10 protein-coding genes are annotated in these 11,490 nt (G+C 66.7%); 5 read left to right on the top strand and 5 right to left on the bottom strand.

Features of this window, described 5'->3' with window-relative positions:
• Positions 1 to 17: 17 nt before the first annotated feature.
• The 4 genes from ACFVW6_RS19580 to ACFVW6_RS19565 form a co-directional block, all read right to left on the bottom strand.
• Positions 18 to 1,829 (bottom strand): hypothetical protein, encoded by a 1,812-nt coding sequence (locus tag ACFVW6_RS19580; protein WP_378832252.1) that lies wholly within the window; start codon positions 1,827 to 1,829, stop codon positions 18 to 20.
• A gap of 358 nt (positions 1,830 to 2,187) precedes the next feature.
• Positions 2,188 to 2,622: a very short patch repair endonuclease gene (locus tag ACFVW6_RS19575; protein WP_387792560.1), complete on the bottom strand. Its 435-nt coding sequence runs from the start codon at positions 2,620 to 2,622 to the stop codon at positions 2,188 to 2,190.
• 398 nt (positions 2,623 to 3,020) lie between these two features.
• On the bottom strand, positions 3,021 to 4,385 hold the full coding sequence (locus ACFVW6_RS19570) for a DNA cytosine methyltransferase (protein ID WP_378832255.1): 1,365 nt from the start codon (positions 4,383 to 4,385) through the stop codon (positions 3,021 to 3,023).
• 993 nt (positions 4,386 to 5,378) lie between these two features.
• The gene (locus ACFVW6_RS19565) at positions 5,379 to 6,503 is read right to left on the bottom strand and encodes a Shedu immune nuclease family protein (RefSeq protein WP_378832257.1); all 1,125 of its coding nucleotides are present in this window, start codon (positions 6,501 to 6,503) and stop codon (positions 5,379 to 5,381) included.
• Between the two features lie 274 nt (positions 6,504 to 6,777).
• Here ACFVW6_RS19565 and ACFVW6_RS19560 point away from each other — a divergent pair, with 274 nt between their 5' ends.
• The 5 genes from ACFVW6_RS19560 (at position 6,778) to ACFVW6_RS19540 (ending at position 10,528) form a co-directional block, all read left to right on the top strand.
• Positions 6,778 to 6,963 carry a hypothetical protein gene (locus tag ACFVW6_RS19560; protein WP_355282778.1) on the top strand — a complete coding sequence of 62 codons (186 nt, stop codon included), beginning with the start codon at positions 6,778 to 6,780 and terminating at the stop codon, positions 6,961 to 6,963.
• Positions 6,960 to 8,234 carry a hypothetical protein gene (locus ACFVW6_RS19555; protein WP_355282775.1) on the top strand — a complete coding sequence of 425 codons (1,275 nt, stop codon included), beginning with the start codon at positions 6,960 to 6,962 and terminating at the stop codon, positions 8,232 to 8,234. The genes ACFVW6_RS19560 and ACFVW6_RS19555 overlap by 4 nt, the downstream gene beginning before the upstream one ends.
• 154 nt (positions 8,235 to 8,388) lie before the next feature.
• Positions 8,389 to 9,702, top strand: coding sequence for a hypothetical protein (locus ACFVW6_RS19550; RefSeq protein ID WP_378832262.1), 1,314 nt, complete (start codon positions 8,389 to 8,391; stop codon positions 9,700 to 9,702).
• Between the two features lie 77 nt (positions 9,703 to 9,779).
• On the top strand, positions 9,780 to 10,022 hold the full coding sequence (locus ACFVW6_RS19545) for a hypothetical protein (RefSeq protein ID WP_378832264.1): 243 nt from the start codon (positions 9,780 to 9,782) through the stop codon (positions 10,020 to 10,022).
• Positions 10,023 to 10,135: 113 nt separating this feature from the next.
• On the top strand, positions 10,136 to 10,528 hold the full coding sequence (locus ACFVW6_RS19540; protein ID WP_355282769.1) for a hypothetical protein: 393 nt from the start codon (positions 10,136 to 10,138) through the stop codon (positions 10,526 to 10,528).
• Between the two features lie 3 nt (positions 10,529 to 10,531).
• On the opposite strand, the gene ACFVW6_RS19535 is transcribed toward ACFVW6_RS19540, so the two are convergent.
• Positions 10,532 to 11,488, bottom strand: a complete 957-nt coding sequence (locus ACFVW6_RS19535; protein ID WP_378832267.1) for a helix-turn-helix transcriptional regulator — start codon at positions 11,486 to 11,488, stop codon at positions 10,532 to 10,534.
• Positions 11,489 to 11,490 lie beyond the last annotated feature (2 nt).

Genomic DNA, 11,490 nt, shown 5'->3' with positions numbered 1-11,490 from the left:
GGAATAGTCAGCCACCATCACGCACGCACCGATCTGATCTTGTCGCCGACGTCGATCATGAGCTTCCTCATCTCGTCGCCAACCAGCACCTGGATCTCTTTGACGTTGTCCGTCGAATCGGTGAGCCGAGCGAGGGATGCGCTCAAACCCCGGATCTCCGCCTCATGCTGGACCTCGCTCCGCAGGCCCGCAGCCCACCGTGTCAGCATCTCGAAGCGGAGAAGATCGGCTTCCACGGAAACCGCGGCATCGCCCGGGGAGACGGCCGGGATTCGGATGTAGATAGCCCGGTTCAGCCACTCTACGGCGTCCTGCATCTCCGGAGTGAGGTTCGTCTGACTTTCCCGCTGCCACTGAGTCACCTGGTCGACGACCTCGATGTCCTTACTTGTCTCCCGCCGAGAGATCACGGCAGCGCGGGCGTGGTGTGTAAGGAACGCTGGGTCGAGTATCAAGAAATCGGGGTTGCGCCCTGCTCGGTAGATACCTTGGACAGCCTCCAGGCCCTTGAGGAACCCATCTCGCACTCGGGTGTCTGCCGGGTCCCGATTCTCATCCTCGACACTGATGAAATCGTCCCCGGCCAGCAGGCCCATGCGGGCGAACCGGTCCTTGTTGTTGTCACAGTTGAAGAAGTCAGCCCGTCGAAGGAACGTGTACAAGCCACGCAACTGTTCGGCCTGTCGCTGAACTTCTCGATTCGTACGGACCTTCTGTAGGTAGCTACTGGCGTCCGAGGGAGGGAAGTCGCCGGCCGCGTCTGGATCCAGTTGGTCGTCGACTTGGCGGCGAGAGACCTTGCCCGGGTCCAACTTTCGCAAGGCCAGGAAAGTTGCAACCCGATGACGTTGCTGCTGGGTCAGCTGGTCTCCGAAGAGTGCCTGGTGATACATGTGGGGAGCCTGCCAGGACGTGTCCGTGTGCGACCTTCTGTACTTAGCATGGACGTCTCCACAAGACATGCCGCCAGTCAGCATGTAGCTGGTTACTGAAAGCGCCTGACGGGTAGTGACAACGGCCCCGGTGCGCTCGGCCGCAGCGAACACGTCTCGGATCGCGGTCCTGCGCTGAGGCCCACGAGTGGGGTCGCTTAGTTCGTTGCGGTTGGCCAGGATTGGGCAGACGTTTCGCGCATCACAGGTCTCGCAGGTCTTCCACCGCTGTTGCATCGTCCATTGCTTAAGGACCCACTGGATCAGTCCGCCGCTGCGGCTGTCGGCCGCGACGGACTGGTAGTTGAGGTTGATGACCGTGACCAGGCCGTCAGGGTCGCTGACCTGTCCTCGCATGATACCGGCCGCGAGTGTAGTCACCAGAATCCTCGCGCGCCCGGTGTCGTCCTCGGCGACACACTTGCGTAGCTGGCCCTCGTTGGCGCAGATGATCGCAACACCCCCATCCGGAGGATCGAGCAGCTTCACGAGCGTCTCGGCCCCGATCGGCACGCTGAGCTCACTGAGATCTCTGATGATGTACAGCGGCCGACCGGCATGGGTCCAGCCGATCGGGCGGCTCGCGTCGCCGGCATCCAACAGCTCACGGAAGACCGCCTTCCGGGCGGCTTCGGTCGTGACCGACGCCGTATCGGACCGCAGCTCAGCGAGAAGGCTGGCGCACAGACTCGTCTTCCCGTGTCCGGCGTCCCCGGTCAGGACGATGGTTTTCGTCGTCGGCCTCTCGATAGCCGCCTGTAGATAGGGGAGCGTGGCGACAGTGAACAGCGTCTGCGTAGAGTCCGCCTGCTGCTCGTAGATCATCTCGGAGGCATCGGCGTCGAATGGTTGGTAGCGACGTATGCGTTGGACGTGTTTGTTGACCTCAAGCGGCATACTGACTTCCCCTCATCGACCGACCCTGAAGCGCTGCAAAATTCTAGCCGGAAGCGCTGCCGACGGAAATTCAAATCCGTTGTCGGAGAGTTCGGAGTACCTCGTTGTGAGCGACGGTGTAGCGTGGTCGACTCAGGTCTTCGTGCCCCGATTGGGAGTCTGGAACTCCTAGCTTCCGGATGGTACCCGTGACCAGGGCAAACTCTGGAGCATCGGGGTGGCCAAAGCCACGTCAACCGGATCGATGCTGGAACGGCCTATGTTCGTCCAGCCAAGCTGGACTGGCCGAGACAGCAGATTCTGTTGAGCGACTGTCTGACCAACGATCTAGTCCCCTCCGGCCGCGTCCGCGCCTCGATTACGGCGAGCGAGGCCGAGCCGAAGTGGTAGTGCGAACGACCGTGTTAGCGGAGGGGTTGTGCCGGTGCTGGAGCACCGCGTCCTCGACACGAATGGCCGCTGCGGCCGGGTCCTCGTGCTCCCAGATTCGGAGGACGGTCCACCCCGCCTCGACGAGTCGAACGTCGGTGTCGGCATCACGCTCGCGATTATCCGCGATCTTGCCTTCCCAAAACTCGGCGTTCTTCCGTGACGGCCTGTGATGATCCGGGCAACCATGCCAGAAGCAACCGTCCACGAAGACCGCGACCCGTGCACCCACGAAGACGACGTCAGCTCGTCGCCGGAGCTGCGGAAGTGGTCGCGCGTCGACCCGATACCGGAGGCCTCGCGCCCAAAGGTATTTGCGCAACGTGAGTTCCGGCTTGGTGTTGCGGCTCTTGTTGCCTCGCATCACAGCCCGAACCGCAGGGGCGCTCGCCCAGGAACCCGCCGTGTCGGTCGGAGCCGGCAGAAGTCCCATCGCGATAACCGACTTCCATGCCTGCTCGAGGTTCCCCCTCCGCGTACTGGCATCGACCTCCCCGACGTAGCGCGTGACAGTCCTGTCACGGTCGTACCAGCGAACGTAGGCGCGGATCCGGCGCGTACGTGGCAACACCTTCAAAACGACTGATGCATGGGCGACCCGGTCGTCGTCGAGCCCTACCAGCCGGTTGCGGTTTCCGCCCGCAGCTCTGTCCTGCTCCGCGGTCCGCTTGGCCCTGTCCAACCCGGGCCGACACTTCCACGCGCTGTCCGGTGGTATCCCGTCGTGCCACCGGTTTGGGTTCAATCCAGTCACCGTCGTACCTAATTCTCGCCTTTGGCCCTTTCGGCGACCCTGGCCTCCGCCTCTGTGAGTACCATGGCCACTGCGGTCGCGAATACCTCGCCAAGCCGGACCGGCACCGCGTTCCCAAGTTGCCTCATCTTCTCGCCGCGAGGGCCAGAGAGCGCCCAGTCGTCAGGGAACGTCATCACCCTGGCCGTCTCGCGGACTGTCATGTAGCGATGGGTCCCGTCGTCGAGCCGCATCACCGATTCTCCGCCAGGAACGCCGTGCACTCCCGCCTTGACCGTCTTCGCCGGCCGGTCCAGCTCGTTCGGTGTATGGCCCTGATAGATTCGCGCGTCCGGCCAGCCGACGTGGTCCGTGACCACGACCGCCCTGGTCACGGGGCTCCAGTGCCTTTTGGCAAGATCCCTCCAGTGGTCCTTGCGGTCCAGATGATGTAGAGGGATTTCCGGCAGGGGCGGGATTCCATTGGCCTCGTCGCCGAGCAGCGCGTCACGTAAGGTCCGCCACGGCTGAAGATGCGGTTCGTCCATCAGCAGCGGTCTCTGGGACATAGGAGGGATCCGGCTTACGGCCGATTTCCGCACGGCCGCAGGGATGTTCGCCCTCCGGTGCCGATCCCAATACGTGCCGTCGTGCATGTCCGCGTACAGACGCGCATCGGAGTGCGTGGGGCGCACGAGTTCCCGGAACCTGTCAAAGTCGACGCCGAGGTCCCGGCGAAAGGCGATGAGTATCACCCGGTTTCGGATCTGCGGTACGCCGTAGTCGGCGGCATTCACTGGGAAGTGATCCACCTCATACCGTTCGTCTTCCGGAATCGACGAGGAGTTCGACAGTCCACGAAGGATCGCGTTGTGTTCCTCCCAGTCTGATCCCTCGGCCCGTCGCTCAAACGGGAGAGACAGCTCCCGCTCGATGTAGTCGAAGTACGGCCTGAACGACGGGCGCAATAGGCCACGCACGTTCTCGCAGATCACCGCCTTGGGGCGCATCTCGCGGATGGCGCGAAACATGTGAGGGAAGCCGTTGCGGTCGTCCTCGTCGCCGCGCGCCGCCCCACCGAGGGAGAACGGCTGACACGGCGGGCCACCAGCGAGAACATCGACTCGGCCACGAAGATACTCGAAATCAACCTTCGCCACATCCCCCTCCACCAGGGGCGGGCGCTGCTCACCCACGGGGATCCACGGCGTGGCACCAATTTCGACACGTCTGGCCGCGTTGTCAGCGAGCGTCTCACACGCGCGCTTCGCGAACTCGTTGAATAGGAGCGGCCGAAACTTGGCCCGGCCAACGGCCATCGCCAACCCGCCACCGCCCGCGAAGAGCTCTACGCTGGTGCGCTCGTGGACTTCCTCGCTGGGCTGCTGCGACATAGCGGAAACCATACCGCGGAACGGCGCAATCGAACGCATGCTCGATGTAGCGACTTCGGCGGAGCAAGGTCGCACAGCAACCGCCGACGAAATCGTCACGACAGCGGCCAAGGAAGGCTCGGAAGTCCTCGAACGATCCACAGGCTGCTCGGCTCCGACACCACCGCGATCGACTCGGATTCCTGCGGAGCACCGCTGAACGCACCAAGCGCCCAGTAGCATCAGCCAGTTGGCCACGCCTGGACAAGGAGGCGACCCATAGCGGGCGTGTTGGATGGCGTCGCGGCCGTCCTCGCCCGCCCGCGGAAGCGAGCATCGTCAGCTAGTTCGATGAGGGATTCTTAACGGTCAGCAAGCAGCGTCAAGGCCGCCCTGACGGGACCCGGGGCATATGCGTGGATAGACGGCACTGTCATCCGATCCTGCACCCGCTCCGAACATGGACAAGGCGATGTGGGCGCACCAGGCTACGGAGCGGATAGCGGTGCGGTTCGTCTCGGCAGCTACTGCACGGACGCGGCTGACGACCTCGCCGAGGAGGTCCATACGCTGGGCGGTGCCGCCGGCGCGGCTCTGACCGATTTCCTGTCGGGTCCGAGGATCGATCGCGCCGTACGCAGCGCGATCGACCTGGATAGCGTCGGTAAGCCAGCCTGCCCGCCGCGTCGAAGACGAGCTGGAAGCGCACCGCCCGCCAGAGGTAGGTAACGCACTGGAGTCGGTCAGCGTCGAGGGTGGTGAAGCGGTACCGAAGGGTCGTGAGCTCGGTGCTGTCGTAGCCGTAACCGTGCCTTGACTGGCTTGCGCCTCCAATGCCGAGCGACTGGCGGTAGGCACTTCCGCCCCATCGTCGGCACATCGAACTGCCAGTCGCCCATCATCGTCACCCCGCATCACCGGCACCAATATTCGTAGAACTGTCCCGGGGCCGGCGAGATGACCGTTACACGCGACACGCAGGGGCGGCATGCCCCAGCCAGGGCAGGTTCGTGACTAGCCCGCGAACGGGGTCGACACCATCCATTCGGCTTTGGCGAGTAGCTCGTCGAAGGTGACGACTTCGGGCGATGTCAGGTCGCGGCGGTACAGCTCGAACGATCGGATCTTCTGCTCGTGATGCCCCCCGGACGGGGCGAGGAACTGACCCAGCTGCCCGACCACCACATAGGAACGCGGCCGCAGCATGTAGGTCCAGTCGTCCGGGACATAGAAGCCCTCGGCGTCTTTCGATTGCAGTCGGTCGTGGATCGTCTTCGTGGCGAGGTGAACCGTCGACTGCACCTGGGCAACCGCTCCCGAGAGTTCGGACGACGGCATCCACACGCCGGAGCGGTACTCCCTCTCCCGAAGCAGCTCGGTCTTATGCGTTTTGAACTCGACGAAAACCATCGACCGCACCCGACCCGCGGTGAGCATCAACGCGTCGGTCCGTTTGCCGACCTCCGCGATCGAATAGCCGGCGACCACTTGTTCCAGCCGATCGTCGCTCCACGAGGTCAACAGCTGGGTAGCGAGCGAGGTGCCCAGAATCCACGAATTCTGCTCGAAGAAGCGCTGCCACACTTTCTCCGTGCCCTTGCCGGGAATCTCGGCGGCCTCCTCGGCGAAGGCGTCGTCGTCGGTCATCAGTCGTCGGAATCGTTCGACCTGCACCCGACGGTGCGCCCATCCGATGACGTCGTTCGCGGTGACATCTTCGGCGATGAGCTGGCGGAACAGGGCCGGATTGGCGCGGTACGCCTCGACCAGACGCGGCTCGTAGTCGTCACCGGGCGCGGCCAACCCGAACGTCTCGCAGAACAACTCGACGAGGCTGATCCCGATCGTCCGATCAACCTGCAGCGATTGACTGCTCTTCGGTTCGGACGCTCGATGTTTGGATCCGAACGTCGACAGGTGCAACAGCTTCTCGCCGTCGCCGTCGGTGATCTCCTGGTATCGGCACTCCACACTCGATTCGGCGCTGTGTGGTCGGATTCGCTGCGAATTCTTGACGACCTTCGTCACCCTGGCCATGCCCCAACCCCCTGAGTCCGACAGCGCAGCCGCACCACATGGCGATAGCCAGTCGATGCAGCCCTCAGCAACAGTGCCAAAACCTGCGCGACTCGGCCACACTCCAACCGCGATCTGTCTAATCAGTCGTCGTCAAGACATGGATAACCCCGTAGTGCGGGCTAGGTAGGAATCGGCGCGAGCTCACTGCCGATAGACATAGTCCTTGAACATCGTCGGTGGGACGTCGGTTCACATGTATTCGTGCCGTTGTTTTCGTTGCTGTGCACAGATATTCGCGAAGTTGTGGTCGGGGGTGGGGGGAGACGGCATGCTCGGTGGGGAGTTCGCGTTACCCAGGAGTCACATGATGAGTCGAAGTGACCGTGAGGGTGGCGTGCCCGCGACGCTGCCTTCGCTACAGAGTTTGCCTGCCGATGAGGCTCGGGATCTGTTCGAGTTGATGCGGGCGGCGGTGACGTTCGAGGCGAAGGCGCTGGACAAGTCGATCGACTCGATGTTGGGGGCGTTGCCGCGGCCGTTTCGCGCGGTGACGAAGAAGATCATGTTCGGCGGCAGATGACGGATCTGACGACGCGGGCGCAGTTGATCCTGCTGGCTCGCACGCTGCATGTGCATCCGCAACGGGTGCAGCATCTGCGGTATCTGGGGGCCGATCGGTTGCACGAGTTGCAGCAGCAGATCGCGGGGGTGCTGTTCGATCAGCACACCGAGACGTTTCGGCGGATCAGCGCGCTGGTGCCGTTCATTCCGCTGTCGATCTCGATTCCGCTGGTACAGCGGCTGGTTCCGCCGATGACGACCGGGCGGGCGGCGGGGTCGGTGGGGGTGGAGCATCCGGTCAAGGCCGCGGAGACGTTGATGATGCTGGACCCGGGGTACGCGGCGGATTGCGCGCCCTATCTGGATCCGCGGGCCATCGCGCAGCTGGCGGACGTGGCGCCGCCGGGGCCGGTGGTGGAGATCGTCAACGAGCTGCTGCGGCGGTGTGACTACGTGACGGCGGGGCCGTTCCTGTCCTGTGCCACACCGGAATTGATCGCCGCCGTCGAGGCCGACGTGCAGGACGACGCGGGGCTGATCCACTCGGCGGCGTACTCCTACGACTCCGACATCCTGAGCTCGGTCATCCGGCAGTTGCTCGATGGGCCGCATCGGCGGATCCCGCGGATGGCGCAGGCGGTGATGGCGGGGCGGCCCGCGCTGCAACACGCCGCGCTGTCGGTGTTCTCGCGGTGCGCGCCGGATGTGATCAGCCGGGTCGGTGACGTGCTGTTCGGCAGCGCCTCGCAGCGGGAGGTCGCCAATCTGGTGCGGAACGCGATCGAGGTGGGGGCGGTGCCCGAGTTCCTCACGGTGGTCGGGCATCTCACGCCGCTCGGGCTGTGGACGCTGGTGGGGAATCCGGTGTTCGGTGATCCGGGGGTGGGGGTCGGGCTGGTCGCGCCGCTCGACGATCGCAGTGACGTGGGGAGCTGGCGGGGGCTGTTCGTGTTGATGTCGCGGATGGACGAGACCATTCGGGGTGTCGTCGGGTACGCGCTGGCGGCGCTGTCGGACGCGACGGTCGCGGAGTTGCCCGCGCACGCCACCGAGACCGGGTCCTGGCCCGCGCTGCTCGATCTGGTCGCGGTGTCGGGGGCCGACGCGCAGGGGCGATTCGGCGCGGTGTGGTCGGATCTGGTGCCGGAGCGGCGGGCGCATCTGCATCGGTGCATCCACGAGCACCACTACGACACCCGGCTGGCGGACATCACGGCCGCGGTGGATCCGGTCGCGGTGGATCAGCTGTTCTTCCGGCGGCGGCGGATGCAGCGGTATCGCAACGGCTGAGCGGACCGATGGCTCGGACGCGGACATCGTGTAGTCGCCCGCCGCTCGGGGTAACTGGGTAGGGGCGGCGGGCTCTCTCGCGGGCTCGGTGGACAGGACAGCTGGGCGGATTCGGGAGAGGGTGGGGTCGACCGGAAACAGCGAGGAGGAGCGGATGTACAGGGTTGCCGATCAGCGGCCGGCCAGTGGGGGGACGGCCGTGGTGGCGGCGGTGCTCGCACTGCTCGGGGGGATCGCCGGGGTTGTGGGGGTGGTGTTCGGTCTGTACAAGATGGTGCGGAGTGAGACCGGGGTGTTCGGGTGGGGGATCGCGCCGGGGTGGGTGTCGGTGGTGTCCGGGGTGACCTTGCTGGTCGACGTGGTGTCCGCGGTGGCGCTGTTGGTGGGGGCGATTCTGGTGTTCCGGCGGCGTGCGGCGGGGCCGACGATGGTGATGCTGGGGAGCGTCGGGACGGTGGGCGCGTATGTGGTGACGGCGCTGTCGACCGCGGTTCAGCTGATCCAGTACGACCTGCCGATCGGGCGGCATATCGACGTGGTGCTGGGACAGTCGGTGTTCAACGGGCTGTACTCGATGGAGCGCAACCTGCCGTGGGTGGTGTCGGTGCTGCTGTTGGTGTTTCCGGTGGTGACGTTCGTGCTCGCGGTGCTGCCGTCGACCAAGCGGTGGTGCAAGGGGGCCGCAGCACAGCGGCCGCCTGGTGGGGCGTGGGCGCGGGGGATGGTGCCGGTGGCCGGTGCGCCGGGCCGACCCGGGCCGGGCGCGCCGCAGCACGCGCTCCATGGCCAACTTCCTGGGGCTCAGTTCGTCGGCGGTGCACCGCATCCCGGGATGCGGCCGCTCGTCGATGCGCCTCATCCGGGCGGGCAGCAGACGCCGGGCACTCCGTATCCGAGCGCCCAACCCACACCTGGTGCGCCGTACGCGGGTGCTCAGCCCACACCCGGCGCGCCCTACGCGGGTGCTCAGCCCACACCCGGCGCGCCCTACGCGGGCGCCCAACCCGCACCCGGCGCGCCCTACGCGAGCGCTCAGCCCACACCCGGCGCGCCATACGCGAGCGCCCACCCCGCACCCGGTGCACCCTCCATAGGCGCCCAACCCGCACCGGGTGCGCCCAACGCGAGCGCCCACCCGGCGCCCGGTGCACCCTCCGTCGGGGCCATACCCGCACCCAGTGCGACCTACGCGGGCATCCAGCCCCGACCCGGTGCGCCCTACGCGGGGGCTCACCCCGCGCCCGGTGTGCCCTCCATAGGCGCCCAACCTGCACCCGGTGCGCCCAACGCGGGCGGGGCCCAACCCGCACCGGACGCCCCTCGGCCCGACGCCCAGGCTCCCTATCCCAGCGCACCGCTGAGTCCCGACGCCCAGCGTCCGGACAGCTCGTCACCGAATCAGGGCCCTCCGCAGGGACATCGCGTGCCCCTGCAGGATCATCGCCCGCAGGATGGATACCGGGCCTGACAGATCAGGGCACGACAGGGGCGGGAATCTGGGGCAGGGTGTAGCCCTGCAAGATCTGGTTCGAAAGGATTTCACCTGTGAGCTCGAAACAACCCCACCGTCGTCTGCTCCGACTCGCGCTGACCGGCGCGTTCCTCGCCCTCCCACTCGTCGGTGTCGCCGGTCCGGCCGGCGCGCAGGCCGAGCAGGCGCCCGCCGCTGCCGAGTTCGTCGACCGCGGCTGGCACGACCACGACAACGGCCTGCATCTGGGACACAACCCGCTGCGGAAGTGGCTGCATCAGCTGCTGCCGCACGGTGCGTTCGGTAGCTGCGACTGAGCGATCGGGGCCCGTCCTCCGGGTCGGGGCGGGCCCTGGCCGCCGTGGAATTGCCAGCGGCGGTGCGGGATATCCAGAATGAGCGCATCATCTCGATGCGAGGAGTTCTGGTAGTGACACGCGGGCCGTTGGTCTTCGTCGGTGCCGCGGTGGCGGCATTCTGTGGCGCGGTCGGCGCGCTCGTCGCCGCGGACTCGCTGCTGGGCGAGCGGAAACGCGCGTTGCTCGCGGCGCACTGCGCGACCGTGGTCGACGTTCCCGGCGGGGCGGTGCTGCTGAACTCCCTCGGGGCCGGGTTGCTGCTCGGCACCGTGGTGCTGCTGGCCGGGCTGATCGTGGCGCTGACCCGCGTCCCCGGGCGGTGGAGACCGGGCGCGATCACGGTGGCGGGCCTCGCGCTCGTCGGGGTCGGCGTGTACGCGACGCTGGTGACGGTCGCGACGATCTCGCCCGACGCCACCGAGCCAGGTTCCGCGGACTATCACCCCTGCGCGACCAGGGCCTGAGGGCTAGGACGCGGCGTTGAACCGCGCTCCCCATTCCGCCACTCGCTCGGTCAGTTCCGGCGGTCCGAGGACCCGGAACTCGGCCGCCACCTTGCCCAGCAACAGCATCGGCCAGTCGAGGTTGTCGACGGTCATCTCGATGTGGGTGCGGTCGGCGGGCAGGGCGGTGACGACGCACCAGCGGCCGACGCGGGCGTGCACGTCGAGGGCGGGCGCTTCGATCTCGGCGGTGACGGTGTAACCCGTTCGGCGGGAACCGATTCCCGCGCGGACGAACTCCGCGGCGTCGGGGGCGGGCAGCTCGCGGGGACGGAAGCGGACGCCGGTGGCGCGCGAGGCGCTGAGGCGGTCGACGCGGAAGTTGCGCCAGTCGTGGCGGGTCAGGTCGTAGGCGACGAGATACCAGCGGCGGCCCAGCGAGACCAGGCGGTGCGGTTCGACCTCGCGGGTACTGGTGCGGCCGTCGGCGGCGGTGTAGGTGAAGGTGAGGCGTTCCTCGCCGCGGCAGGTCAGCGCGAGGTCGGTGAGGACGGCCGGGTCGACGTCGGAGAGCGGGACGGCGTTCCAGCCGGTGGAGACGGTCATCGCGCGCAGCGCGTCGACCCGGCGACGCAGGCGGGTCGGCAGGACGGTGACGAGTTTGGCCAGGGCGCGGATCGACGGCTCGGCCAGGCCGTCGCCCGCGCCCTGCGACCCGGCTTGCAGGCAGACGGTGATGGCGACGGCCTCGTCGTCATCGAGGACCAGCGGCGGGAGCGCGGCGCCCGCGGCGAGCTGGTAGCCGCCGTCGACGCCGGGACGAGCGTCCACCGGGTAGCCGAGGTCGCGCAGCCGGTCGATGTCGCGGCGCAGGGTGCGCGCCGAAACACCCAGGCGCCCGGAGAGTTCCGTGCCCGGCCAGTAGCGATGGGTCTGCAGCAGCGACAGCAGACGGAGGGTGCGTGCGCTCGTGTCGGCCATGT

The organism is Nocardia sp. NPDC058244, assembly GCF_042882065.1.
GTDB lineage: Bacteria > Actinomycetota > Actinomycetes > Mycobacteriales > Mycobacteriaceae > Nocardia.
The sequence above is the reverse complement of the archived record's forward strand: the minus strand, read 5'-3'. Positions and strand labels throughout refer to the sequence as shown.

Bases quoted from the DNA above. Each gene is read 5' to 3' on its own strand.
- ACFVW6_RS19555 (WP_355282775.1), top strand. From the start codon at position 6,960: ATGACGGATCTGACGACGCGGGCGCAGTTGATCCTGCTGGCTCGCACG.
- ACFVW6_RS19570 (WP_378832255.1), bottom strand. From the start codon at position 4,385: ATGTCGCAGCAGCCCAGCGAGGAAGTCCACGAGCGCACCAGCGTAGAG.
- ACFVW6_RS19575 (WP_387792560.1), bottom strand. From the start codon at position 2,622: ATGCGAGGCAACAAGAGCCGCAACACCAAGCCGGAACTCACGTTGCGC.
- ACFVW6_RS19550 (WP_378832262.1), top strand. From the start codon at position 8,389: ATGTACAGGGTTGCCGATCAGCGGCCGGCCAGTGGGGGGACGGCCGTG.
- ACFVW6_RS19580 (WP_378832252.1), bottom strand. From the start codon at position 1,829: ATGCCGCTTGAGGTCAACAAACACGTCCAACGCATACGTCGCTACCAA.
- ACFVW6_RS19535 (WP_378832267.1), bottom strand. From the start codon at position 11,488: ATGGCCGACACGAGCGCACGCACCCTCCGTCTGCTGTCGCTGCTGCAG.